Genomic DNA, 25,627 nt, shown 5'->3' with positions numbered 1-25,627 from the left:
CCCGGATCGTCCGTTCACTAATCACGCCGGGCGACGACCGCCAGCAGCAGGCAGGCCAGCGCGGTGGTGCCGGTGATCAGCCAGCCCGCCGACTGCGGCCCGCCCCGGTCCATCAGCACCCCGATGACCAGTGCGAACAGCAGGAAGACCGTCCACGAGAGCGCGCCGACGCCGGACGCCACGCCCGAGCGCACGGCCGACGGGATGGCATCGTGGAGTAACCGGGTGACGTGGATGGTCACCACCACGACCAGCAACGACAGCACCACCTGGGCCGCGGTGACCAGAACGATGCCGACGGGCAGCGCGAGCACCAGGCTCGCGGCCAGCATGCCCGCGCACACCGCGGCGAGCACGCGCGGCCTGCCGAGCGCGAGCCGTCCGCCGAGCAGTCCGCCGAGGCCGAGGGTGGACACCAGCACCGCCCAGTACGGCCCGTGGAGCACCGCGGGCAGGGCGAGCGCGACCAGCCAGAGCGGCCCGAACTCGAACACCACCTGGGTGAGCAGCGCGGCGAGCACGGCCAGCGCCACGATCGGCAGCAGCCGCCCTCGCCGGACGAGCGTGCGGAAGGTCAGCGCCAACTGCTCGCGCAGTCCGGTCCGTTCACCGGTCTGGTGCAGCCTGGGCTCGGTGAACCCCAGGTAGGCGACGATGGACAGCAGCGCGAACGGCACGGTGAGGAAGTAGGTCAGCCGGGTCGAGAACGCGCCGGCCAGCCAGCCACCGGCCAGCGAACTGGCCACCAGCGCGACCGCCTCGATCAACCGCACCCGGCCGATCCGCTGCTCGAACCGCCCGCTGTCGCCGGTTTCCGCGAGCACGGTGTCGTAGACGATCGCGTCCATCGTGCCGGAGTACATCGCGAAGTAGATGCCGAGCGAGAGCGTGGCGAAGATGTAGGACGGCACGTCGTGGCTGAGCCCGCCGAGCAGCGCGCACACCGCCAGCGCGAGGCTGGCGAGCACCAGCACCCCGCGCCTGCTCCAGCGGTCGGCGAGGATTCCGGAGAACACCTCGACCAGCGGGACGACCCCGGCGTACGCGGCAGCCATCAACCCGACCGCGGCGGCGTCGAAGCCGATCTCGGTGAGGAAGAGCTTTTCGACCGGCACCCAGAGCGAAACGCCCTGGAGCGCGGTCGCCACGTGCAGCGGCCACAGCCTGGTGGCCAGCGGATCCTTGGACGGCGCTCGCTTCAGCATGCCGGTGCAGTGTCACCGGCATGCTGAAGCGTTACACGTCGGTTCGCCGGAACGCGGCGAGCAGGGATTCCCGCGCTTCGGGCGGCAGATTCTCCGGTGGGAGGTCGCCGAGGGTGCGCACGGTCGCGCGGACCTGGTCGAGGTAGCGGCCGCAGCCGTCGCACTCGGCGAGGTGGTCGACGAACCGGCGTTCCGAAGCCGGGTCCATCACCCCGTCGAGAAAGGCCGTGACCTGCTCGACGAACTGCTCGCAGTTCAAGGTGCCACCTCCCCGCCGGTGAAGTACGCGTCCAGTCTGCCTCGCACGAACGCCCGTGCGCGGTGCAGCAGCACCCGCTGGTTGGCCGCGGAGATCTCCAGTATCGCGCACACCTCGGCCGAGTCGTAGCCCTCGACGTCGCGCAGGGTGAGCACCACGCGCTGGCGTTCGGGCAGGTCCGCCAGCGCGGCGGCCACTTCGGCGCGCACCTCACCGTCGAGCGCGGCGTGCTCCGGGCCCGGCCACGGCGCCGGGTACTCCAGCCAGTGCCCGGGGAAGGGATCGCCGGGGCCGCCGAACTTCGCCGGGTCGACCGTGGGGCCGAGATCGCTCGCCGGAATGGTCCGGTACTCGCGCTTGCCCCGCCGTTTCGCGGTGTTGACGAGGATGCGGAACACCCAGGTCTTCAGCGAGGACCGGCCTTCGAAGCCGTCGATGCCCTTGATCACCGCGAGCCAGGTGTCCTGCACGACCTCGGCCGCGGACTCGCCGGTGGAGACGAACGAGCGCGCGAGCCGGAGCAGTCCGCCGGACCAGCTGTCGAGCACGAGCGCGAACGCCGCCTCGTCACGGGCGCGCAGGCGCGCCACCAGTTCCTCGTCCCCAGGCAGCTCCACGGCGTGAGGCTAGCCGCTGTCCGGCAAGTCACGCCCGCGGTCTTCGCACCCAGGCACTCCTCGGCGATGCCTCAAGCGCTGTCCGGGTGCATGGCGACGGTCCGCGCCGGGTCCCAGTCGGTGGAGCGCAGCAGGCGGTCCCGCATCCCGGCCCAGCCGCCGGGTCTGGCGATCACCAGCCAGGCGTCCGGCTCGCCATCGACGAATCGCCTGGCCTGGCGCAACCACGAGGCCGCCTGCTCCGGCCAGTCCACAATGGACAAAACGGTGCCGCCACGTCCGGTCCAGGTCGCCGCGGCGGCCTCGGCCAGCACCCGGCACACGTCGTCCCGCGAACACCCGATCGTCAGCGAGCCGCGTCCGGTCATGCGGCTTCCAGGCTGAGCAGGTGGTGCTTCGCCTCGGCGCCACCGGCGTACCCGCCGAACGAGCCGTCCGAGCGGACCACCCGGTGGCACGGCACCACCAGCGGCAACGGGTTCGTCGCGCACGCCGTCCCGACCGCCCGCACCGCGCGCGGGCTGCCCGCGGCCGTGGCGACCTCGGCGTAGCTCTCCGTGCGGCCGTAGCCGATCTCCGCGAGATGGGTCAGCACGGCCAGCCGGAAGCCCTTGGACAACCGGAAGTCCAGCGGCAGGTCGAACGAGCGCCGCCGGCCCTCGAAGTACTCGTCGAGCTGCTGGACCGCGGCGTCCAGACGGCCCGGCGCGCGCAGGACACGCGGGCTCACCACCTCGGCGAGGTTCTTCAGCACGGCGTCGTGGTCCTGGCGGGCGAAGGCGACCCTGACCAGGCCCGCGTCGGTGGCGGCCAGCAGCAACTCCCCCACCGGCGAGGCGACGGTGCGGTAGGCGACGTCCAGCACCCCGTCGCGCTCGGCGGACGCGACCAGCCTCGCGCGCAGCCGCGCGGTGGTCGCCGGATCGATCTCGGGCAGGTCAGCGAACAGCTCGGACATGGTCACTCCCCGGATAGACGGACCTGAGTTTTTTGATCCCGTCGGCGGCGGCGCGCCTCGCGGCGTCGGCCGAGCCACCGGTGATCGCGGCGATCTCCTGGTAGGGCAGGCCACCGAGGTAGTGGTAGGCGACCGCGGTCCGCTGGCGGTCCGGCAGCGAGCCGAGCGCGGACCACAGGTCGCCGTCCCAGTCCTCCGGGCGCCCTCGCGTGGAGGGGTGTTCCGGCACCTCGGCGGTGCTGATCGCCCGCCGCGCCTCGGCCCGGCGCACGTCGATGGCCTTGCGGTGCGCGATGGTGACCAGCCAGGCCTCCACGTTGGCGTCCGCGGGCAGTCGCGGATACGCCTTCAGCGCGGCGAGAAAGGTCTCGGACCAGGCGTCCTCGGCATCCGCCACCCCCAGCACGGCACGGCAGACACGCAGCACCATCGCGCCGTACTCGGTCACGACCTCGTCGAACGGACGCTTCACGTCAGCACAGCCGGGTTCCGGCAGGCTCCTCGAGTTCGAGGAGAAAGCGTTTGCGGTCCAGTCCACCGGCGTACCCGGTCAGCGCCCCGTCGGCCCCGATCACCCGGTGGCACGGCACCACGACCGCCAGCGGATTCCGCCCGTTCGCCGCGCCGACCGCCTGCGCCAGCGAGACATCGCCGAGTTCGTGGGCGAGATCGCCGTAGGAGCGAGTTTCGCCGTACGGGATTTCGGTCAGCAGCTGCCAGACCCGCCGCTGGAACGGCTCGCCCTTCGGCGACGGTGGCAGGTCTGACAGCTCGAACCGCGTCCGTTCCCCGGCGAAGTACTCACCGAGCTGCCGCTTCACCTCGTCGAACGCGGCGTCGTCGCGCGTGCCGAGCGCGGCTTCCGGCGGGCGCCGCCGGTGCTGCTCGAAGTACACGCCGGTCAGGGCACCGTCCTCGGCGACGACCGTCAGCTCGCCCACCGGCGAGTCGACGACCGCGTGCTGCACACCCATGTCCGTCCCTTCATCGAAAACCCTTTGTACCGGGTAGACGCGGGGACGGCCGGGAACGTGAGATCAGCGCGCGAACGGCACGCTTTCCGCCAGTTCGCTGCCCGCCAGCAGGTGCTGGAGCAGCACGATCAGCACCTGCTTGGTGGACTCGCGATCACGCGCGTCGCACAGCAGGAGCGGGACGGACGGGTCCACGTCCAGTGCGGCGCGGACCTCCTCGGTCCCGTAGCGGTAGGCGCCGTCGAAGCAGTTGACGCCGACGATGAACGGCAGCCCGCGGCGCTCGAAGAAGTCGACCGCCGCGAAGCAGCTTTCCAGCCGGCGGGTGTCGGCCAGCACCACCGCGCCGAGCGCGCCGGTGGCCAGCTCGTCCCACATGAACCAGAACCGGTCCTGCCCCGGCGTGCCGAACAGGTACAGGATCAGGTCCTGGTTGATGGTGATCCGACCGAAGTCCAGCGCCACCGTGGTGGTGGTCTTCGCCTCCACCCCGGACAGGTCGTCCACGCCGGCCGAGGCCTCGGTGATCAGCTCCTCGGTGCGCAGCGGGGGTACCTCGCTGACCGAGCCGACCATCGTGGTCTTGCCGACCCCGAAGCCACCGGCGATGAGGATCTTGACCGCGGTTGCGGTCAGTCCGCGCCGGGCCTCAGAGTTTCCGGATGCCATCAAGAACCGCCTGCAGTACGTGTTTGTTGGGGGTTTCGGTCAACGGGGCCGCGGTGCGGAAGAGCACCAGGTTCTGCTCGATCAGATCACACAGCAGCACCTTGACCACCGGCAGTGGCAGATCGACCCTGGCGGCCACCTCGGCGACCGAGATCGGCCGCTGGCAGAGGCGCACGATCTGGCCGTACTCCGGGTCCATGCCCGCCGCCTCGGCGATCGACGGCATGGCGACCACCAAGGTGATCAGGTCCAGCGAGACGTTCTCCGACCGCGTGCGCCCGCCGGTGACCGCGTACGGCCGGACCAGCGGGTCGTCGAACCAGGCCTCGTGGCGCGGGGTCATGGCGACATGCGCTGCGGGGCCGCGCTTCTCGGAGCGGCGGTGAGAACGGCCCCGACCCGTTTCACCATCAGGTTCATTTCATAGGCGACCATGCCCATGTCCGCGTCCTCGGCGGCGAGCAGCGCGAGGCACGCCCCGCGCCCCGCCGCGGTGACAAAGAGGAAGGCGTGATCCATCTCCACCATGGTCTGGCGCACGTTACCGCCACCGAAGTGACGGCCGGTACCCCTGGCCAGGCTCTGGAAGGCCGAGGCCACCGCGGACAGGTGCTCGGCGTCCTCCTCCGACAGATTGCCCGAGCGGCCGATCAGCAGCCCGTCCGCCGAGAGCACCACGGCACGGTCGGCGCCCGCCACCCGCTTGACCAGGTCGTCGAGCAACCAGTCGAGTTCACTGACTCCGGCGTTGACCATTAGGTTCGTTCTCCATACCTGTCGTGCCTGCCCAAGTCCTGCTCCCTGGCGCGGCGGGTGCCCTGCTGGAAGGCCGCCAGCCGGTTACGGGCCTGTTCGGCACCGTCGGCCGGCTCCTCCCACTCCTGCTCATCGATTTCCGCAGGTCCGTCGTTTCTCAGCTGCGGTACCAGGTTCTGCTGCCGCCGCCGCTGGGGCAGCGGCGGGCGCCCCGGGGCGGCCGCCGCCGGCGGCGGTCCGGCCGCACCGGGACGGCGCGGCTGCTGCGGGCGCACGTCCCCGGGAGGCCTGGACTCCGCCGGACGCGACTCCGGGGGCCGGGACTCCGCCGGGCGGCGGACCTCCGGCGGCCGGTTGCCGTTCTCCGGCGGCGGATCCTGCGGAAGCAACTGGTGCCGCGGGCGGAACAGGTCTTCGCGCTCGCGCGGCGGCGGTTCGGGCAGTCTGCCGTTGGCCTGGGACTCCGTCGGCCACGGCGGGGTCGCCTCGGGCGCCGGGCGCTCGGGCGGCTGGGGCAGTTTGGGCATGGGCGGCAGCGAGGCCGACGACGGCGGGGTGCTCAGCAGCGGCTGCTCCGGCCGGCGCAGCGGCCGCCGCTCCTGCTGCCGGGGCACGTCGACGTCGTCTTCCTCGGGTTCCGGCTCGTCGAGCTTGCCGAGCAGCTCCGACCGGACCAGCACGATCGCCCTGGTGCCCCCGTAGGCGGACTCACGCAGGGTGACCGCGATGCCGTGGCGCACGGCCAGCCGCGCCACCACGAACAGGCCGAGCCGCGGTTCGTCGGACAGCGCCATGATGCCGAAGTCCGGCGGATCGGTGAGCATCTCGTTCAGCTCGGCCAGGTGGTCGGGCTCGATGCCGAGGCCCTGGTCCTCGACCTCGATGACCACACCGCGGCCGACCACGTTGCCGCGGATCTCCACCCGGGACTCGGGCGGGGAGAAGGAGGTGGCGTTGTCGATCAGCTCGGCGAGCAGGTGCACCAGGTCGCCGACCACCGGGCCGTTGATCGCCACCTGGGGCAGCTTCGCCACGCCGACGCGGGTGAAGTCCTCGGTCTCGGCGGAGGCACCGCGGACCACCGCGGCCAGGCTGACCGGCTTGCGCCACTGCCGACCCGGCTGACCGCCACCGAGAATGATCAGGTTCTCCGCGTTGCGGCGGGCGCGGGTGGACAGGTGGTCGAGCTGGAACAGGGTGTCCAGCTGGTCCGGGTCCTCCTGCTTGCGCTCGGCCTGGTCCAGCACCTTGAGCTGGCGGTGCACGATGACCTGGCTGCGGTGGGCGATGTTGAGGAAGACGGTTTTGGTGCCCTCACGGGTTTTCGCCTCGTCGATGGCGGCCGCGATGGCGGTCTGCTGGGCGCGGTTGAACGCCGCGGCGACCTGGCCGATCTCGTCCGAGCCGTGGTCGAGGAAGCGCACGTCGTTGTCGAGGTCGACGTCCTCGCCCGCGCGCACCCGGTCGACCAGTTCGGGCAGCCGGGTGTCGGCCATGTCGAGGGTTTCCTCGCGCAGCAGGGCCAGCCTGCCGATGAGCCGGTTGGACAGGCGCAGCGCGAAGAAGAACACCGCGATGGCGACCAGCAGCGCGACGGCGGCCGCGATGATCGAGGTGAGAAGTGTGTCGTCGGCGTCGTCGATGGCCAGCGTGGTGGCCTGCCCGCTCTGCTGGATGAACAGGCCCATCATCGCGCTGCCGACGTCGCGGGCGGCGGTGCGCCACTCCTGCTCCGCCACCGGCAGCACGGTCTGGTTGCCGCGCAGGAAGGCGTTCTCCACCGTGGTCACGGTGTTCCACGCGGGGCTGGCCAGCAGCTGGTCGTATTTCGCCTTGACGTCGGCTGGCATTCGCGGCACGGCACCGGTCAGCTCGGCGCGGTAGGCCCCGATCTCACCGATGTAGGTGCGGAAGTCGGCTTCGGTGAGGCCGCCGCCCGCCACCCCGGCCGCGGCGAGCGCGTCGCCGCGCTGCATCCGGTCGGCGCTGGAGAACAGCGGGACGGCGATGACCCGGAGGAAGGCGATCTGGGCGTTGGGCGCGTCCTGGGCGAGGCCGTTGAGGCCGTCGGTGAACAGGTCGATGATGCCGTTGAAGTAGCCGTAGGCCTCGCTCAGCTGCGGCTGGCCGTTGTCGATCTGCTGGCGGAACTGCGGCAGCTGGCCGAGCTGGGTGGCCGCGCCGACGATGTTCTTCTGCACGTCCGGGGCCGCGTCACCGGACATGGCCTGCAGCCGGGAGAGGACCTCCTGCGCGGCCGCGTCGACCTTGGTGCGCTGCGGGCCGAGCGCGGCGCGCTCGGAACCGGGGCTGGCCAGTTCCTTCAGGCTGAGCCTGCGCTCCTCCTGGAAGTTCGCGAAGAACAGCACCGCCGGGCGCTCGATGTCGCGGACCTGGTTCGCCTTGTCACGGACCTGGACGGCGTCGTAGACCAGGTAGCCGGAGAGCGCGATGCCCACGGCGAGCAGGGCGATGCTCGGGACGAGGGCGATGGCGAGTACGCGTGAGCGGATCGACGAGGTGCGCCGAGTGGGGTGCTTCTTCACCGCGGTCCGTATTCCTTCCGGCTGTTCCTTGATATGAGTCGATCCCAGGTCCCCACACCCGGGGTCAGCTAGCCGGATCAGCTCTTCCGAACTGTCCCCGGTCCGCTTGGCGGCAAAGACATTAGGCAGCGGGGCCAGCGGGAGTCAAATCCGCTACTCCGTACAGACCAACCGGTCGGTTGATCTTTGACCGCCGAAAGATCGAACCGGAAATAGGCCAACCTGAGTCAACGGACAGCCCCTTTCGGCCGGTCCTCCCTGGTGCCGCGCACGTTGCCGACTACCGGGCGCGACGCCCTGGTCACGGCATATTACCCTCGGGTAGCATACCGCACGCCGACGGGTCGGCGCACGGGCCGGTGACCGCTGCGCGGGAGGCGCGAATTCGCGCACCCGCTATTTTGTTCGCACCGGGCAAGATCGTCAATGAAGTTGCGGTGAGAATCGTCACCAGAACCTTTCGCGGGCGTATCCGTAACGCGCGCGTGGAGTAATTGGAGACCAGTCCCGAATAGCCGCGGGCGAACTACGCGGCGTTTCCGGTCGGACGGCGGAGCCGGTTGCGCCGTTCCGCCCAGCGCGCCGGCGGGTGCCGAGCGGCGGTTCACGACCATCGTCGCGAAAACGCCTGACGCGGCCGGGCCGCTGGAGCGGGGTGAGCCAGCCCCGGTGAACGCCCCCGGGCGCCGCCCGCCACCCCGGCGCGCACCCGCGCCGACGGAGGTCGGCACCGGCGCAGTCCACCCGCGGGCGCGGCCTCGCCCGCCACCACGGTACGCACTGGCGGGCACCGGCACAGTCCACTCGCGGCGGCAGCGACGGTGCCCGCGATCATCTGCGCCCTGGGGCGAAGGCCGCCCGCCGGCCTCGGGCGCCACCATGGCGCCGTCCGGGCGCGCCGGGGTCACCGCCCGGACGTCCCCGGCGAGCGCCGCAACCCACCGCGGGCTCAGCACCACCATGTCCCCCGCCGAGCCGCACACCGCGGCGGGCTCAGCACCACCATTTCCCAGCCGGGCGCCGCACACCGTGGCGGGCTCGGCACCGCGGCACCTCGGCGAGCGCCGCGGCGGGCTCGCCGAGGTGCCGCAGGGCCCGGCGAGCGCCGCGGCGGGTTCGGCGCAGCAAGGCCCGGCGAGCGCCGCGCCGGGGTCGGCGCTACGAGATCCCCGGCGAGCGCGCGCCCCGCAGCAGCGCCGGTGCGGAGTGCGGCGGCGATCCCGGTCTGCAGGCGAGCGGTCCATCATCCGGGAGTCCTTGCCCGGCGTCGTGGCGGGCCGCAGACTCGGGCCACCTTCAGGAAGCAATCCCATCCCTGCCAACGATCCCGCATCCGAACGGGAGATTTTGCCGTGTCCACAAGCCATTCCGGGCTGCTGCGCTGGATCAGCCCGCTGGTCCTGCTCGTGCTGTGGCAGCTCGCCAGCGGCTCGGGCCTGCTGCCACCGGAAAAACTGAGTTCACCGCTGACCGTGCTGGAAGCGGGTGTCGAGGTCGCCGGAACCGGTGAACTCGGCGAGGCCTTCGCCGTTTCGGTCACCAGAGTGCTGATCGGCTTCACCATCGGCGCCTCGGCCGGGCTGGTGCTCGGCATCATCGCCGGGCTGTCGCGGTGGGGGAACCTGCTCGTCGACCCGCCCGTGCAGATGCTGCGCACGCTGCCGTTCCTCGGCCTGATCCCGTTGTTCATCCTGTGGTTCGGCATCGGCGAGGCACCGAAGATCGTGCTGGTCGCGCTCGGCGTCGCGTTCCCGCTCTACCTGAACGTCCACTCCGGCATCCGCACCGTCGACGACCAACTCGTCGAGGCGACCACCGCGCTCGGTTACACCAGGGCGGAACGGCTGTGGCACGTGGTGCTGCCATCCGCGGTCCCGCAGACACTGGTCGGACTGCGGCAGTCACTCGGCATCGCCTGGCTCTCGCTGATCGTCGGCGAGCAGGTCAACGCGGACGCCGGGCTCGGATACCTGATCAACAACGCGCGCGAGTTCCTGCGCACCGACGTGATCGTGGTCGGGCTGATCGTCTACGCCGCACTCGGGCTGGCCACCGACGCGCTGGTCCGGCTGCTGGAAGGAAGGGCACTGCGATGGCGCGGGATCTGATCGTCGAAGCACGCGGGCTGAGCCGGGAGTTCGGCACCCGCACCGTCCTCAATGGACTGGAACTGGAGATCGCGCGGGGCGAGTTCGTCGCACTGCTCGGCCGCAGCGGTTCCGGCAAGTCCACCCTGCTGCGCGTACTGGCCGGTTTGGACACCGAGATCGGCGGATCGGCGACCGTCCGTGGCGCGGTTTCGGTGGCGTTCCAGCAACCGCGGCTGCTGCCGTGGCGACGGGTGTGGCGCAACGTCGTGCTCGGCCTGCCCGGCCACGGCACCGACCGTGAACTCGCTTTGCGCGCCCTGCGCGAGGTCCGGCTGGAGGAACACGCGGACGACTGGCCCCGCACGCTGTCCGGCGGTGAGGCGCAACGACTTTCGCTCACCCGCGCGCTGGTCCGCGAGCCGGACCTCCTGCTGCTGGACGAACCGTTCGGCGCGCTCGACGCGCTGACCAGGCTGGCCATGCACCGGCTGGTCGAAGACCTCTGGCAGCGCCACCACCCGGCGGTGCTGCTGGTGACCCACGACGTGGACGAGGCGCTGCTGCTGGCCGACCGCGTGCTCGTACTCGATGACGGCCGCATCGGCGCGGAACACGTGCTGACGCACCCGAGACCACGGCAACTCGCCGACCACCTCGATACCCGCGCGCGAGTGCTCGCCGACCTAGGAGTTACCGAACATGCGCAAGCCATATAGGACACTGACACTGACTGCCATCGCCGCGGTGGCGGTGGCGGTGCTGGCGGGCTGCGGCGCTCCGGCCGAGTCCACCACCGCGGCGGTACCGGCCCCGGTCGGCCCGGCCGAACTGGCGAACGTCACGCTCAAGGTCGGCGATCAGAAGGGCGGGGTGAAATCCCTGCTCACCGCGGCCGGACTGCTCGACGACCTGCCGTACAAGATCGAGTTCTCCACCTTCACCTCGGGACCACCACTGCTCGAAGCGGCGTCGGCGGGCGCGATCGACATCGGCCGCGTCGGCAACACCCCGCCGATCTTCGCCGCCGCGGCCGACGCGAAGATCTCCGTGGTCGCCGCCGCGCAGGCCCCGGTGGCCGACGACGCGCTGCTCGTGCCCCCGGATTCCCCGCTGCGCGACGTCTCCGAGCTGAAGGGCAAGACCATCGGGGTGGCCAAGGGCAGCTCCGCGCACGGCCAGGTGCTCTACACCCTGCGTGCCGCCGGTTTGTCCACAAAGGACGTCAAGCTGTCGTACCTGCAACCGGCCGACGCCTTCGCCGCGTTCGGCCAGAAGGCCATCGACGCCTGGGCCGTCTGGGATCCCTACACCTCGCAGGCGCAGCAGGAGTCCGGCGCGCGGGTGCTGGCCGACGGTGTCGGCAAGACCAACGGTTACGTGTTCCAGGTGGCCGGTCGTGACGCGCTCGCGGACCCCGGCAAGAACTCCGCGCTGCGCGAGTACGTCGCCAGGGTGGCCAAGGCGCAGAAGTGGGCCGACACGCACCGTCCGGAGTGGGCGGCCGCGTGGGCCGCGGAAACGGGTCTCAAACCGGAAGTCACCAACGCCGCCACGGCACGGGGCGTGGAACTGCCGGTGGCACTGGACGACCAGGTGCTCAAGTCCGAACAGGACCTGGCGAACGCCTTCTCCGACGAGAAGCTCCTGCCCGGCACGATCGACTTCGCCGCCTTCGCCGACCAGCGCTACTCCGAAGACCTGCGAACCGTTAGGGAGAAGTAGAGATGAGCGTGCGCCTGCACTGGTTCCTGCCGACCACCGGCGACGGCCGGACGATCGTGGAACGCTTCCACGCCAACCGATCGCTCGGCCCGAGCGCGCAACGGCAGCCGAGCATCGACTACCTGGCGCAGGTCGCGCGGGCGGCCGAGCACCTCGGCTTCGAAGGCGTGCTGACGCCGACCGGCACCTGGTGCGAGGACGCCTGGCTGAGCACCGCCGCGTTGATCCGCGAGACCCGGCGCCTGAAGTTCCTGGTCGCCTTCCGGCCCGGCGTCATCTCCCCCACCCTCGCCGCGCAGATGGCCTCGACCTACCAGCGACTGTCCGGCGGGCGGCTGCTGCTCAACGTGGTCACCGGCGGCGACGCGGTGGAGCAGCGCCGGTTCGGCGACTGGCACGACCACGACGCGCGGTACGCCAGGACCGACGAGTTCCTGTCCATCGTGCGCGGGGTGTGGAGCGGGCAGCCGTTCGACTTCGACGGCGAGCACCTGAAGGTCGAGGGCGCGACCCTGCTCGCCCCACCGGATCCGGTGCCCTCGGTGTACTTCGGCGGCTCCTCGCCCGCCGCGCTGCCCGTGGCCGCCAGGCACGCCGATGTCTACCTCACCTGGGGCGAACCGCCGGCGCAGGTCGCCGAGAAGATCGCCAAGGTCCGCGAACTCGCCGCGCGGCTGGGTCGTGAACCGCGCTTCGGCATCCGGCTGCACACCATCTCCCGCGACACCTCGGCCGAAGCGTGGGGCGAGGCGCAGAAACTGCTGGACGCGCTCGACCCGCGGCAGGTGGCCAAGGCGCAGGAACAACTCGCCGCCAGTGAATCGGTCGGTCAGCGCCGAATGGTGGCGCTGCACGGCGGAAAGCTCGACGCCGGAGTCCGCGGGTTGGAAATTCACCCCAACCTGTGGGCGGGTGTCGGTCTGGTCCGCGGTGGCGCGGGAACCGCTTTGGTGGGCAGCCACACCGAAGTCGCCGACCTGATCGAGGAGTACCACTCGCTCGGCGTGGACGAGTTCGTGCTGTCCGGTTATCCGCATCTGGAGGAGGCGTACTGGTTCGGCGAGGGCGTGCGCCCCGAACTCCGGCGACGCGGCCTGCTCGGCGGCCAGCCCGAAACCGCGCTGCCCGACCGGTTCGTGGCCGCCTTGTGACCATGCGAGCGGTGTCCGTTTTCACGCTGCGCTATTAGCCTGCACCAATCGCAGGTGACGAGTGGAGGTCAGTGATGACGGACGTGGCCGGTGTCGAGTGCCCGCACGCGGCGGGCGGCACGGTGCGCACCCTCGGCGAGGCTTTCCAGCGGACGGCGCGCATGCGCCCCGGCGCGGTGGCACTGCGGGTCCCCGGCGGGAAGCAGGAAATCACCTGGCGCGAGTACGAGAAGCGGGTGCGCGCGCTGGCCGCCGGGCTGGCCGCGCACGGCGTCACCCGTGGCGCCACGGTCGGCATGATGCTGAGCAACCGGCCGGAGGCGCACCTGGTCGACACCGCCGCCCTGCACCTCGGGGCGACGCCGTTCTCCATCTACAACACCAGTTCCCCCGAGCAGATCGCCTACCTGTTCGGCAACGCGGAGAACCAGGTGGTGATCACCGAGCGGCAGTTCCTCGACCGGATCACCGCGTCCGGCGCGAAACTGGACCACGTGGTGCTGGTCGACGGTGAAGCCGAGGGCACGATCACCCTGGCCCAGCTGGAATCCGCGGGCGCGGAGGACTTCGACCTCGACGCCGCGTGGAAGGCCGTGGAACCGGGTGACGTCGCCACGCTCATCTACACCTCGGGCACCACCGGGCCGCCGAAGGGCGTGGAGATCACCCACGCCAACGTGATGGCCGAAGCCCGCGCGCTGCTGCCGCACCTCGAACCCGGCCTGGACGACCGGATCACCTCGTACCTGCCCAGCGCGCACGTGGCCGACCGGATGTCGGCGCACTACCTCAACCTGGTGCGCGGTGTGCAGATCACCTGCGTCGACGACCCGCGGGCGATCGCCGCCGCGCTGCCCGACGCGCTCCCGACGATCTGGGTCGCGGTCCCGCGTGTGTGGCAGAAGATCCGCGGTGGCATCGAGACCAAACTGGCCGCGGAACCCAAGGCGGTGAAGCGGAACCTGGCGAACTGGGCGATCGGCGTCGGCCGCCGGGTCGCCGTCGCGAAGGCTTCCGGCGGCGAGCTCTCGCCCGCCGACAAGATCCAGCACGCGATCGCGGACAAGATCGTGCTGAGCAAGCTGCGGCACGCGCTCGGCCTGAACGAGCTGCGCTGGGCGGTCTCCGGCGCGGCCGCGATCCCGCCGGAGACGCTGGAGTACTTCCTCGGCCTCGGGCTGCCGGTGTACGAGGTGTGGGGCATGTCCGAGACCACCGCCGCGGCCACCACGAACGCGCCGGGCGCGTTCAAGATCGGCTCGGTCGGCAAGGCGATGGAGGGCGTCGAGCTGAAGCTCGCCGAGGACGGCGAACTGCTCTGCCGCGGCGCGCTGATCACGCCCGGGTACCACGGGCAGCCGGACAAGACCGCCGAGGCGATCGACGCCGACGGCTGGCTGCACACCGGCGACATCGCCACCATCGACGCGGACGGCTTTGTCACCATCGTCGACCGCAAGAAGGAACTGATCATCAACGAGGCCGGCAAGAACATGTCGCCGACCAACATCGAGAACGCGCTCAAGGCGGCGTCACCGCTGATCGCGCAGGTGGTGGCGATCGGTGACGCGAAGGCCTACGTGACCGCGCTGGTGGTGCTCGACCCGGAGATGGTGGCCGCCCGCGCGAGCGAGTTCGGGCTGTCGGACCCGTCGGTCGGTGTGGCCGCGCAGAACGAGGGTGTGCGCGCGGCGATCGCCGAGGCGGTGCGCGCGGGCAACCAGAAGCTCAACCGGGCCGAGCAGGTCAAGCGGTTCCTGATCGTGCCGTCCGCCTGGGACCCGGGCGGCGACGAGCTGACCCCGAAGATGTCCTTGCGCCGCAAGCCGATCGCGGACAAGTACCGGACCGAGATCGACGGGCTTTACGAAGCCTCGCCCGGACCGCAGGTGGTCGATCTGGGGTGAATCGGGCGGCCGGGCGCGTAGGCTGCCCTCGATGGCAGCTCCGACCTCATCCCCGGCCGACCGCGCCCGGCGGCCGAAGAACCGGAAGGCGCAGATCGCGCTGGCCGCCGCCGAACTGTTCTGCCGCCGCGGTTACCACAGCGTCGGGGTGGACGAGATCGCCGACGCGGTCGGCATCACCGGTCCCGCGATCTACCGGCACTTCCGCACCAAGCAGGCGATACTGGCGCACGCGGTGGGCGAGCTGTCCGACGGGCTGGCCGCCGCGGCGGTCCCGGCCGAGGACGCCCGGACGCCCGCCGGACGACTGGACTCCGCGCTGCGGAACCTGGCGGCCTTCGCGGTCGACCGCCGCACCGTCACCAGGCTGTACCAATGGGAGGACAGGCACCTCCCCGACGACGAGCGCCGGGCGGCCACCGCGCGCACGCGGGTGGCCGTGCGCTCGGTGCGCGCGCTGCTGCTCGACGTCCGCCCGGAACTCGACACCACGTCGGCCACGCTGCTGACGCTGGCCACGTTCAGCGTGCTCGGCAGCCTGAGCACGCATCGCATCGGCCTGCCGAAGGGGCGCACGGAGGCGGTCGTCCGTGAACTGGCCGCGACCGTGCTGGCACTGCCCGGACCGCCCGCCCCGGAACCGCGGGCCGAACGCCCTCGCGAGGAGATGCTGAGGCTGGTCTCCCGCCGCGAACGGCTGCTGGCCGAGGCCGTGCACCTGTTCCACCAGCGTGGTTTCCAGGCGGTGAGCATGGAGGAGATCGGCACCAGGGCCGGGATCAACGCCTCCAGCCTGTACCGCCACTTCGCCGGCAAGGGCGATCTGCTCGCGGCGATCTACCACCGGGCCACCGAACGGCTGTCCGACGCGGCCACCACCGCGCTGACCGGGGCGCGCGATCCCGGTGAGGCGCTGGAGCGGCTGATCCCGACCTACGTGCGCATCGCCTTCGACCAGGCGGGACTGGTCTCCGTATATCTGTCCGAGAACGACAACCTGCCGCCGGGCGACCGCGAAACGCTGCGGGCGGCGCAGCGGCGCCACGTCGACGAGTGGGTGCGGCTGGTCGGCTCGTCCCGTGGTGACGAACCGGCCGCGGAGACCCGGCTGCGGGTGTACGCGGCGCTCAACGTGGTCACCGATCTCGCCCGCGCCCAGCCACCGCTGACCGGTCCGGCCTTCGGTGGCGAACTGGTCACCGCACTGCTGACAAGTTAACCGTCATTCGCGCCGTGACCGTCGTCCCAGCCGATGGACCGACCAAACGGTATGTCTGGCCGGTTGGTGGAATCCTGACCGGCTGCAACGACCGGACCAGCCGGTCTTCCGGTTTTGTTAACAAGCATTTACAGTGGCCCGAAAGCCGACCAGGGAGGCCAGCGTTGACCACGTCCTCGTCCGTTGCGCACCAAGCCGAAGGCCAGACCATTCCGAAGTTGCTCGCCCGCAACGCCGCCGAGTACGGCGATCACCCGGCACTGACCTCGCTCGACGACGCGGACCTGCCGACCCTGACCTGGGCCGCGCTGCGCGACGAGATCGCCGCGGTGGCGCGGGGTCTCGGTGAACTCGGGCTCACCGCCGGCGACCGGATGCTGATCATGGCGGCGAACCGGCCGGAGCACCTGGTCGCCGACCTCGCCGCCACCCACCTGGCCGCGATCCCCTGCACCGCCTACTCGACGCTGAGCCCCGAGCAGATCCGGTTCGTGGCCACGCACAGCGCCGCCGGTGTGGTGGTGCTCGGCGGCGCGACCGAACTCGAGCGCTGGCGCACCGTTTTCGACGACCTGCCCGCGCTGCGGCACGTGGTGGTGATGGACGCCGACGCCGTTCCCTCGGACGACAAGCGGTTCGTCAGCCTCGCCGAGGTGCGCGCGCGGGGTGCGGAACTGCACGCCGCCGACCCGTCGGTGTTCGAGGAGACCTGGCAGCGCATCGCGCCGGACGACCCGCTCTCGATGATCTACACCTCGGGCACCACCGGTGAGCCGAAGGGCGTGGTGCTCTCGCACCGCAACGCCATCCACGAGGCGTACGCGGTGCACCACCTGCACGACACCCCCATGCACGTGGACACCGTCGGCTACCTGCCGCTGGCGCACATCGCCGAGCGCGAGCTGTCCCTCTACATGCCGATCACCTACGCCGGGCACGTGCACACGCTGGCGGATCCGAGCGGCATCGTGGCCGCGCTCGGGCGCGTGCGCCCGCAGGGCTTCTTCGGCGTGCCGCGGGTCTGGGAGAAGATGGTCGCCGGGCTGCGGAACATGCTCGCCGCCGCGCCGGAGGAGAACCGCAAGGCGCTCACCGCGGCCAACGAACTGCTGCAGGAGGGCTACAAGCTCCGCAGCGCGGGCAAGCCGGTGCCCGCCGAACTCGCCGAGCGGATCGCGCAGACCGACGAGGCGGTGCTCGCCCCGGTGCGCAAGATGCTCGGGCTGGACCGGCTGCTGCTGGCCTCCAGCGGTGCCGCCGCGCTGCCGGTCGAGGTCCTCTACTTCATCGCCGGGCTCGGCGTGGAGATCGAAGAGGTGTGGGGCCTGTCGGAGACCACCGGCGCGGCCACCTCGAACACCGCGAGCGGGTTCCGCGCCGGCAGCGTCGGCCGCCCGGTCGCCGACGTGGAGGTCAAGGTCGGCGAGGACGGCGAACTACTGGTCCGCGGGCCGATCGTGTTCCTCGGTTACCTGCAGCCGGACGGCTCGATCAAGTCCGCTGTGGACGAAGAGGGCTGGCTGGCCACCGGGGACATCGGCACCGTCGACGAGGACGGCTACGTGTTCATCACCGACCGCAAGAAGGAACTGATCATCACCTCCGGCGGCAAGAACATCGCGCCCACCCGGATCGAGGGCCTGCTCAAGGAGCACCCGCTGATCGGGCAGGCGGTGGCCATCGGCGACTCGAAGCCGTTCATCTCCGCGCTGATCGTGCTCGACGACGAGATCGCCCCGGCGTGGGCGGCGGCGAACGGCATCGAGGTGAAGGATCCCGCTGATCCCGCCGAACTGGCCGCTCATCCCGGCATCCGCGCCGAGATCGACCGGGCGGTCGAGTCGGCGAACAACCGCCTGGCGCGCGTCGAGCAGATCAAGAAGTACCACCTGCTGCCGAAGGCGTGGACCCCGGAAACCGGCGAGCTGACCCCGACGCTGAAGCTCAAGCGCCGGGTGATCAACGAGCGCTACGGCCCGGCCATCGCCGACCTGTACGCCGGTGCGCCCGCCCCCACCGCCTGACCTCAGTGGTCACGATCACCACTTAGCCGAGGGCCGGGATCGCCCGGCCCCCGGCTCAGGCGGTCCTCAGCGGGTTCTCCGTCCACTTCCGCAGCTTCGGCGGGACGCGCTTCTCCAGGCCGTAGGGCTCCAGGTGCGCGCTGAACACCTCGTCGAAGGCGCGTTCCACGCTCTCGGTGTCCCACACCGGGCGCTCCAGGATGGGCGCCTTCAGGTGCGGCTGGCCGACGATGTGCAGCTGCGGGCCGTTGCAGCGGATCATCTGCCCGGTGATGCCCGCCGAGTTGTCGCCCAGCAGGAACAGCACCAGCGGGGCGATCCGCGACGGCGTGCGGTCCGGTGGGCAGTTGCGCAGGGAGCGCTCCGACTTCCAGACCATCCGGGTGTGCGCGAGCGGGCAGACGGCGTTCACCCGGATGCCGACCTCCTCCAGGTCGAGCGCCCAGGAGTAGGTCAGCGAGGCGACCGCGCCCTTGCTGGCGGCGTACACGCCGAGCTTCCGCTGGCCGAGCGAGGCACCGGAGGAGATGTTCACGATGGAGCCGCCACCACCCTGCGCCACCATCGCCTCGGCCGCGGCCATGCCGGTGTACATCACGCCGAGCACGTTGACCTCGACCAGTTCCCGCACCTGCGCCGGGTCCTCCTCCCACGGCAGCGCTTCGTAGTTGAGCCCGGCGTTGCTGACCAGCCCGTCGATCCGGCCGAACTCGGTCACGCAGCGGTCGATGATGGCTCTCGCCTGCACCGGATCGGCCACGCTGTGCCCGCTGGCCACCGCCCGGCCGCCGTGCGCCCGGATGCCCGCCGCGGTCCGCTCGGCGAGGTCGGCGTCCACGTCGTTGACCACCACCGCGGCCCCGGCCTGCGCGGCGTGCACCGCGAAGGCCTCGCCCAGCCCCCGCCCGCCCCCGGTGACCACGACCGCCTTGTGTTCGAGCAATCCGTTCATCGCCCTGGACCTCCTGTGCGTCCCCTGGCCGGGCGCGCGCGGATTTGGTCACCCGCTGCGACCGGCCCTCACGTCCAGTGTTGGCCACGAAGGGTCATCGGCGCGCGGCTTCGGAGACGAACGGCAGCCTGCCTGCGCCGAACGAGTGAGCCTGATCGGCGCAGTGATATCGCCGCACGGGTCACTCGGTCACTCCGAACGGCGCCACCCTCGGTAACGGGGCGAACACGTTCGCAGGCTTACTACTGAGGTGGGGTTCTCGCTACGCAGTGGTGAACGTCATACTGAACGTCGCCGGACGTGTCGTCCGGGTGAAGGCACTGTCAGAGCCTTCAGACCCGCAGGACACAATGCACTGCCCGAGCAAGTTCACCCGATCGGGGGGAAGAAGACTGACGGTGAAGACGAACGCTCCTCCTCGGATGCGGGCGGTACTCCGGAACGGCGAGTTCCGTACGCTCTGGCTGGCCGAGGCCCAGTCCGTGGCGGGCGATCAGCTGACCACCGTCGCCTTGGCGATCACCGTCTACGCACGCACCGGCTCACCGCTGTGGGCGGCGCTCGCCTACGCGATGACCTACCTGCCCGCGCTCGCGGGCGGGCTGGGCCTGGCTCAGCTGGCCGACCGCTATCCGCGCCGCACCGTGCTGTGGAGCTGCGCCGCCGCGCAGGCGGTGGTGGTCGGGGTGATGGCCATCCCGGGCACCCCGCTGGTCGCGCTGGTCGCGCTGGTCGTGCTCGCGCGCCTGTTCGGCGCGCCGGCCAACGCCGCGCAGAACGCGCTGACCAGGGAGGTGTTCACCTCCGACGAGTTGTACCTGCGCAGCCAGGACATCCGCGGCATCACCACGAACCTGGCCATGCTGCTGGGGCTGATCGGGGCCGGCGCGCTGGTCACCACCATCGGGGTGAGCTGGACGCTGGCCATCGACGCGGCCACCTTCGCGATCAGCGCGCTGGTGATCCGGCTGCGGGTGGCCCGCCGGGACGCGGCGGGCAACGGCGACGATCCGTGGTTCGGCGCGATCCGCTGGGTCTCCGGGCAGCGGCGGCTGCGGGTGCTGCTGGGCCTGTCCTGGCTGGTCGGCTTCGCGATGATCCCGGAAGGGCTCGCGGCACCGCTGGCCGAGGAGATCGGGGCACCACCGGAGGCCGTCGGCTGGCTGCTCGCCGCGGACCCGCTCGGCTTCATCCTCGGGGTCTTCCTGCTGTCGAACTACGTGCGCGCGGAGGTCCGCCGCCGGGTGATCGGCGTGCTGGCCATCGTGCCGAACGCCATCCTGCTCGTCTTCGCCGTCGATCCTGGCCTGGTGCTGGCGCTGACCGCGCTCGCGCTGGCCGGGGTCGCCGGGGCCTACATAGTCACCGTCGGGGCCACGTTCATCACGTGGGTGCCCAACGAACTCAGGGGTGGTGCCGGTGGGCTCTACCGCACCGGTCTGCGGGTGACCCAGGGCGTCGGTGCCGCGCTCGGCGGTGCGCTCGCGCAGCTGGCCGGTTCGGCCACCGCGGCGATCGCGATCGGCGGCGCGCTGGGGGTGGTGCTGGGGATACCGCTGGCCGTGTCATGGGCACGCGCCCGCCGTGGCGGCGACCCGGCCGACCCGGCCGACCCGGACGTCCCGGGCTGACATGGATCGCGGTAACGACGGCGCCGCCGGCGCCGACAAGATAAGCACGGCATCGCCGGATGGCGAGGCAACTCTCGGGAACTCAGTAGTCACGTCCAGCCACCTGAAACACCTCCTCGGCACAACAAACCTCGGGGAATCGCCAACAGAATCCACGTCAGTAGTCACGACCGGTCACGTCGAACACCTCCCAGCACAAGCGCCAGCGCAAAACCATTACATTCAGAGATCAGTAGTCACGACCCGCCACTGGGAACACCTCCTCGCGGAAGAAAACCACACATACCCGCATCGTTCCATTGTCGGTCACGAAGACGCTGGCAGCATCTTCGCTCATGCACGCCCCGCTGCGACAGTCACAACACCTGGGCTCGCATCCCGTCCTGCCTTGCGCTTCCGGTGCCGTGAGATGGTACCGGTCGTGAAGGTCGATCCGGTGCCCGCTCGCGTACCGGAAAGGTTACCCAGGTGCTCGGGCCCGGGTGGACGGGAGGTGCGCCGATGGCACTGAAGCCCGGGGACCCCCCGCCACGGGCGGCCGGTGAATCCGCTCCGGCGCCGGGAGCGGCCGGCTCCGCACCGCCGCCGAACCCGGCGGGCGCGAGCCCGGCGGAGCCTGCCGAGAGCGCAAGCGGGAAGAATTCACCGAGTGCACGAAAGCACCCCTTCGATCCACGCGCATGGGGTATCTGGCAACGCCCGAAAAGGGTAATCGCCTATCTGCTGACAATGGAGACGATCGCCGCGACCGGCCTGGTCTACGCATTTTCCGTCTCCGATTCACCGAACGGTCTCGACTGGATCAGGTTCGCCATTCTCGTGGCGGGCGCGACCATTCACATCCAATTGACCCAGCGGCAGGAAGAACGTCGCCGCAGTCGTACGAAAACAGTTCTGATCGACCTCACCGCGGTGTGGATCTTCCCGGCCGTACTGGTCATTCCGGTACCGCTGATCGTCGCATTGGTGGTCATCATCCGGGGGCAACGCTGGTTCACCGCCCGCCGCCCGGCGCACAACTTCGTCTTCTCCACCATCTCGCACAGCCTGGCCGCGGCGGTGGCGCACCTGGCCTTCGCCGACCTCGGCCCGCAGGACTGGACCTCGCTGACCATCGGCGGCTCGCTGCGCGAGTTCGCGCTGGTGGTGCTCACCGCGGTGATCTACGAGGCGATCCAGATCATCTACGTCGGCGGCGTGATCGCGGTCAGCTCCACCTCCCGGCCGAACGCGACCACGATCCTCGGCAGCAAGGCGGACAACCTGCTGGAGGCGGTGACCACCGGACTCGGCGCGATGACCGCGATCCTGCTGGTCACCATGCCGCCGACGGTGGCGATCATGGCGGTGGTCACCGTGGTCTTCAACCGGCTGGCCGAGCTGGACCAGCTCCAGGACGACGTGCGCACCGATCCGAAGACCGGCCTGCTGAACATGCGTGGCTGGTCGGAATCCGCCGAGCGAGCGCTGTCCAGGACCAGAGGCGCCGAGGACAGCCTCGCCCTGCTGATGATCGACCTGGACCACTTCAAGTGGATCAACGACACGTTCGGCCACCCGGCCGGGGACGACGTGCTCCGCGCGGTGGCCGAGGCACTCGGTCAGGTGACACGACCGTCCGATGTGGTCGGCCGGTTCGGCGGCGAGGAGTTCCTCGTGCTGCTGCCCGAAATCGACCACACCGCGGCGAAGCTGGCGGCCGAGCGCGTGCTGCACACGATCGCCGCGCTGAGCATCGACAGCACCGACAAGCGCGGTGACCCGACCACCATCTCCGGGCGCACCACCTCGATCGGGGTGGCGCTCCACCCCCGGCACGGGGACACCCTGGAGGCGCTGTTGCAGGCCGCCGACTCGGCGGTCTACGACGCGAAGGAGGGCGGCCGGAACCAGGTCCGCTTCGCCGACGGCAGCACCTCGCGGCCCCGAGAGAGCTAGTCCAGGTCCGGCCCTCCAGGTCATAGGTCCGAACCAATTACACCGTTACCGACAATCGCCGTCGTCGAATACGCGGTGGTCAGGGGATTTTTCCGGCGGCGGTTCCACACAGTGGCATGAATCTCCTTTACCCGGCCTGATGCCAATGCACTATTGCGGGGTTCTGCGCAGCCTGGACAATGCCTCGGCCAGCTCCCGCTCCCCTTCTTCGGCCATCGCGCGCTCGGTCGCGTACTCACGAAGGAGGTCGTGGAACTGGAACCGGCCCGGCGCCGGTTCCGCGACCAAATTCGCGGTTACCAACCGCGACAGCACCCGACCCCCTCCAGCGTCACCCAGCAGGGTCTCGGCGACCTCCGGCGGGAAATCGGTTCCCGGCACCAGGCTCAGCAGGCGGAACAAACGCCGGGCACGCGGATCGAGCCTGGCGTAGCAGAGTTCGCACGCCGTCCGCACCGGGTCGGTGGCCGTCCGCAGCCTGGCGTGGGCGCGGACGGCCGCGTTGTAGGCGCCCACCCCGGACCCGGGCGCGGCGCCGAGATTGGCCGCGGCGAGGCGGAGGGCCAGCGGCAGCCGACCACACAGCGTCACCAATTCGCCCACCGCCGCCGGTTCAGATGTCACCCGTTCGCCACCAAGAATTCCGGCCAGCAGGAGGCGCGCGTCGGCCTCGTCGAGCGGTTCGAGGGTGAACCGGCGGGCCCCCTCGACCGCGGCGAGCGGTTCGCGGCTGGTGATCAGCGTCGGGCACGCCGGGTTGCCGGGCAGCAGCGGGCGCACCTGCTCGAGGTTCACCGCGTCGTCCAGCACCACGAGCACGGCACGGGTGGCCAGGCGGGCGCGGTACCGGCTCGCCGCCGCCTCCACGTCGCTCGGCACACCGTCCGCCGGCACGCCGAGCGCGCGCAGGAACCGGGCGAGCACCTCCAGCGGCCGGACCGGCTCACGACCGCAGCCACGCAGGTTCACGTACAACTGCCCGTCGGGGAACCGGGCGCGGACGCGATGGGCCCAGCGCACCGCCAGCGCGGTCTTGCCGACGCCCGCGCCGCCCTCGACCACGGTGATCGGCGCCGGCTGGTCGAGCAACGCGAGTTCGGCGGTCCGGCCGACAAAACCCGGCACGTCGGCGGGCAACTGCGCGGGCACCGGGCCGCTCGCCCCGAGTTCGCCCCGCACCACCCGCAGGTGCGCCGCCCGCAACTCGGCACCGGGGCCGACGCCCAGCTCGTCGGCCAGCCGCTGCCGGACCTCGGCGAACAACGCGAGCGCCGCGGCCTGCTGCCCGGACGCGGCCAGCGCCAGCATCAACCGCGCGGAAAGCCCTTCGTGCCAGGGTTCCGCCTCGGCCAGCAACTGGAGGTGCTCGACCGCGTCGGCGGCTTCGCCGGCGGCGAGCGCGGTGTCGGCGTAGTCGAGCGCGGTCACCAGCCGCCGCCGCGCCGCGGCCACCGCCACCGGGTGCGACCGCAGGTTCGCCGGCAACCCGGCCAGCACCGGACCACGCCACTCCCGCAACGCCTGCGCGAACAAGTCCAGTGCGGGCAACGGTTCCGAGAACCGGATCGCCCGCGCCCGGCGGGCCAGCCCGTCGAAGCGGTCCAGGTCGAGATCCGCGACGTCGAGCCGGTAACCGCCGTAACTGGAATGCAGCGCCGGGGCGAACGGCCCGCCGCGCTCGGGTTCGAGCACCTTCCGCAGCCCGGAAACGTAGGTGTGCACCAGGTTCAGGCAGCTGGACGGCGGCCGGTCGCCCCAGAGCGCGTCGATGATCTCCGCGCGGTCGACCACTTCGCCCGCCCGAAGTGCCAGCAGGGCGAACAGGCACCGCTGCTTGGCCGGTCCCAGTTCCAGCGAGGTGCCTTCCCTGGCCACGGTGAGCGGGCCGAGCACACCGACCGACAGCTGATCGGGCGGCAGCCGGAACTCACCGCCCGCCCAGGCCGCGGCCACCGCGCCGGGCAGGTCCAGCGCATCGGCCAGCCGGCGCAGCGAATCCCGGCGCGGCCGTTCGACGCGGTTCTGCTCGAGGTACCGGATCGCACGCAGGCTGATGCCCGACCGCTCCGCCAGATCCCGCTGGGTCAGCCGCGCCCGGCTCCGGTGCGCGCGCAGCACCGCCCCGAATCCGCCCTCATCCCGCTCCACGGTGGCTCCCCCGCCCCGTTCGGTGACCAATGCCAGACACTGAGTGGTCGCGATCACTCAGGCGCCATCTTGGCGCAGCCCGTCCCCGCGCCAACCGGCGTCGCGGTCCAGACCACCCGAACGGACGTGCGGCTGTCCCTAACCTGCGCGTTCCTGCAGTTTTGCAACGGGTAAAGGAAAATCGGCCGCGGCACCCACCCGCGCGGCGGCCTGCGCCCTGGTGCGGCAGTCGAGCTTCCGCAGGATGCCGGAGACGTGGTACTTGACCGTGCGCAGGGTCAGCGCGGTTTCGCGGGCGATCTCCGCGTTCGACATGCCCTTCGCCAGGTACCGCACCACCTCCCGTTCGCGACGGGTCAGCCGCGGGAACACCTCCGCGAGTTCGCGGCCCGGCGCGGTGAGCCGGTCGAGCACCCGCCGGGTCAGCGGCGCGCCGAGATAGGCGCCGGTACCGGCCACCGCGCACACCGCGTCGCCGATCTCCCGCGTCGGGCTGGACCGCGGGACCGCACCACGCGCGCCCGCGCGGATGGCGGCCACCACCACGTCGTCCTGCCCGTCCCCGGCGAGCAGCAGCGGACGCGGGCGGTGGTCGGCGGCCGGATCGGTGAGCAGCCTGCTCACCTCGGCGACCTCCAGTTCGGCGATGGTGAGATCGAGCACCACCACGTCGGCCCGCCAGCCGCGGGCACGGTGGACCAGGTGGTGCACGTCGTCGGCGGGTGCGGCCAGCACCAGCCCCGGCCGCGCGGACAGCTCGACCACGATGTCGGCCCGCAGATCACCGTCGCGGACGCAGAGCAGCACCCGCGACGTGGCGGGCGATGGCAGTTGAACAGGGCAGTTCACGGATATCCCCCT

23 protein-coding genes are annotated in these 25,627 nt (G+C 71.0%); 9 read left to right on the top strand and 14 right to left on the bottom strand.

The features are described from left to right. Positions 1-17 precede the first annotated feature (17 nt). The 11 genes from YIM_RS08550 to YIM_RS08500 all read right to left on the bottom strand — a co-directional run bounded on the left by YIM_RS08550 (position 18) and on the right by YIM_RS08500 (position 7,984). The gene (locus tag YIM_RS08550; protein ID WP_153029815.1) at positions 18-1,205 is read right to left on the bottom strand and encodes an MFS transporter; all 1,188 of its coding nucleotides are present in this window, start codon (positions 1,203-1,205) and stop codon (positions 18-20) included. A gap of 31 nt (positions 1,206-1,236) precedes the next feature. After that, complete coding sequence (locus YIM_RS08545; protein WP_153029814.1) at positions 1,237-1,464, bottom strand: anti-sigma factor; 228 nt, start codon at positions 1,462-1,464, stop codon at positions 1,237-1,239. After that, complete coding sequence (locus tag YIM_RS08540) at positions 1,461-2,081, bottom strand: RNA polymerase sigma factor (RefSeq protein ID WP_153029813.1); 621 nt, start codon at positions 2,079-2,081, stop codon at positions 1,461-1,463. The genes YIM_RS08545 and YIM_RS08540 overlap by 4 nt, the downstream gene beginning before the upstream one ends. A 71-nt stretch (positions 2,082-2,152) precedes the next feature. Beyond that, positions 2,153-2,449, bottom strand: coding sequence for a hypothetical protein (locus YIM_RS08535; protein WP_153029812.1), 297 nt, complete (start codon positions 2,447-2,449; stop codon positions 2,153-2,155). Continuing rightward, positions 2,446-3,039: a methylated-DNA--[protein]-cysteine S-methyltransferase gene (locus tag YIM_RS08530; RefSeq protein WP_153029811.1), complete on the bottom strand. Its 594-nt coding sequence runs from the start codon at positions 3,037-3,039 to the stop codon at positions 2,446-2,448. The genes YIM_RS08535 and YIM_RS08530 overlap by 4 nt, the downstream gene beginning before the upstream one ends. Next, complete coding sequence (locus YIM_RS08525) at positions 3,020-3,511, bottom strand: RNA polymerase sigma factor (protein WP_228004632.1); 492 nt, start codon at positions 3,509-3,511, stop codon at positions 3,020-3,022. Before YIM_RS08525 ends, YIM_RS08530 begins: the two co-directional genes overlap by 20 nt. Before the next feature lies 1 nt (position 3,512). Further along, complete coding sequence (locus YIM_RS08520) at positions 3,513-4,013, bottom strand: methylated-DNA--[protein]-cysteine S-methyltransferase (RefSeq protein ID WP_153029810.1); 501 nt, start codon at positions 4,011-4,013, stop codon at positions 3,513-3,515. Between the two features lie 63 nt (positions 4,014-4,076). Then, positions 4,077-4,682 carry an ATP/GTP-binding protein gene (locus YIM_RS08515; protein WP_153029809.1) on the bottom strand — a complete coding sequence of 202 codons (606 nt, stop codon included), beginning with the start codon at positions 4,680-4,682 and terminating at the stop codon, positions 4,077-4,079. Beyond that, positions 4,663-5,025, bottom strand: coding sequence for a DUF742 domain-containing protein (locus YIM_RS08510; protein ID WP_153029808.1), 363 nt, complete (start codon positions 5,023-5,025; stop codon positions 4,663-4,665). The genes YIM_RS08515 and YIM_RS08510 overlap by 20 nt, the downstream gene beginning before the upstream one ends. Further along, positions 5,022-5,438 (bottom strand): roadblock/LC7 domain-containing protein, encoded by a 417-nt coding sequence (locus YIM_RS08505; protein ID WP_153029807.1) that lies wholly within the window; start codon positions 5,436-5,438, stop codon positions 5,022-5,024. The genes YIM_RS08510 and YIM_RS08505 overlap by 4 nt, the downstream gene beginning before the upstream one ends. Further along, positions 5,438-7,984: a nitrate- and nitrite sensing domain-containing protein gene (locus tag YIM_RS08500; protein WP_153029806.1), complete on the bottom strand. Its 2,547-nt coding sequence runs from the start codon at positions 7,982-7,984 to the stop codon at positions 5,438-5,440. Before YIM_RS08500 ends, YIM_RS08505 begins: the two co-directional genes overlap by 1 nt. A 1,352-nt stretch (positions 7,985-9,336) precedes the next feature. On the opposite strand from YIM_RS08500, the gene YIM_RS08495 reads away from it, so the two are divergent. The 7 genes from YIM_RS08495 to YIM_RS08465 all read left to right on the top strand — a co-directional run bounded on the left by YIM_RS08495 (position 9,337) and on the right by YIM_RS08465 (position 18,097). Further along, the gene (locus YIM_RS08495; protein ID WP_228004631.1) at positions 9,337-10,092 is read left to right on the top strand and encodes an ABC transporter permease; all 756 of its coding nucleotides are present in this window, start codon (positions 9,337-9,339) and stop codon (positions 10,090-10,092) included. After that, positions 10,077-10,790, top strand: a complete 714-nt coding sequence (locus YIM_RS08490; RefSeq protein WP_153029805.1) for an ABC transporter ATP-binding protein — start codon at positions 10,077-10,079, stop codon at positions 10,788-10,790. The genes YIM_RS08495 and YIM_RS08490 overlap by 16 nt, the downstream gene beginning before the upstream one ends. After that, positions 10,774-11,796 (top strand): ABC transporter substrate-binding protein, encoded by a 1,023-nt coding sequence (locus YIM_RS08485; protein ID WP_153029804.1) that lies wholly within the window; start codon positions 10,774-10,776, stop codon positions 11,794-11,796. The genes YIM_RS08490 and YIM_RS08485 overlap by 17 nt, the downstream gene beginning before the upstream one ends. Positions 11,797-11,798: 2 nt before the next feature. Next, on the top strand, positions 11,799-12,947 hold the full coding sequence (locus YIM_RS08480; RefSeq protein ID WP_153029803.1) for an LLM class flavin-dependent oxidoreductase: 1,149 nt from the start codon (positions 11,799-11,801) through the stop codon (positions 12,945-12,947). A gap of 74 nt (positions 12,948-13,021) precedes the next feature. Then, a complete protein-coding gene (locus YIM_RS08475) occupies positions 13,022-14,854 on the top strand; it encodes an AMP-binding protein (protein ID WP_153029802.1) in 1,833 nt (610 codons plus the stop codon). Positions 14,855-14,885: 31 nt separating this feature from the next. Next, on the top strand, positions 14,886-16,073 hold the full coding sequence (locus YIM_RS08470; protein WP_153029801.1) for a TetR/AcrR family transcriptional regulator: 1,188 nt from the start codon (positions 14,886-14,888) through the stop codon (positions 16,071-16,073). Positions 16,074-16,237: 164 nt separating this feature from the next. Beyond that, positions 16,238-18,097 (top strand): long-chain fatty acid--CoA ligase, encoded by a 1,860-nt coding sequence (locus tag YIM_RS08465; protein WP_153029800.1) that lies wholly within the window; start codon positions 16,238-16,240, stop codon positions 18,095-18,097. A 55-nt stretch (positions 18,098-18,152) separates the two neighbouring features. Here YIM_RS08465 and YIM_RS08460 read toward each other — a convergent pair whose 3' ends face one another. Further along, positions 18,153-19,049: an SDR family NAD(P)-dependent oxidoreductase gene (locus YIM_RS08460; RefSeq protein ID WP_153029799.1), complete on the bottom strand. Its 897-nt coding sequence runs from the start codon at positions 19,047-19,049 to the stop codon at positions 18,153-18,155. A 422-nt stretch (positions 19,050-19,471) separates the two neighbouring features. Between YIM_RS08460 and YIM_RS08455 the strand changes: the two genes are divergently transcribed. Next, on the top strand, positions 19,472-20,680 hold the full coding sequence (locus YIM_RS08455; protein ID WP_153029798.1) for an MFS transporter: 1,209 nt from the start codon (positions 19,472-19,474) through the stop codon (positions 20,678-20,680). Between the two features lie 729 nt (positions 20,681-21,409). Beyond that, entirely contained in the window at positions 21,410-22,618 is a 1,209-nt protein-coding gene (locus tag YIM_RS08450; RefSeq protein ID WP_228004630.1) for a GGDEF domain-containing protein, read from the top strand. A 150-nt stretch (positions 22,619-22,768) separates the two neighbouring features. Here YIM_RS08450 and YIM_RS08445 read toward each other — a convergent pair whose 3' ends face one another. Both YIM_RS08445 and YIM_RS08440 read right to left on the bottom strand, forming a co-directional pair. Next, positions 22,769-24,766: a BTAD domain-containing putative transcriptional regulator gene (locus YIM_RS08445; protein WP_194240083.1), complete on the bottom strand. Its 1,998-nt coding sequence runs from the start codon at positions 24,764-24,766 to the stop codon at positions 22,769-22,771. 138 nt (positions 24,767-24,904) lie between these two features. After that, positions 24,905-25,615, bottom strand: coding sequence for a response regulator transcription factor (locus tag YIM_RS08440; protein ID WP_194240082.1), 711 nt, complete (start codon positions 25,613-25,615; stop codon positions 24,905-24,907). Positions 25,616-25,627: the final 12 nt, after the last annotated feature.

Source organism: Amycolatopsis sp. YIM 10 (assembly GCF_009429145.1).
In the GTDB taxonomy this organism is placed as follows: domain Bacteria; phylum Actinomycetota; class Actinomycetes; order Mycobacteriales; family Pseudonocardiaceae; genus Amycolatopsis.
This window is presented reverse-complemented; position numbering and strand designations above follow the sequence as displayed.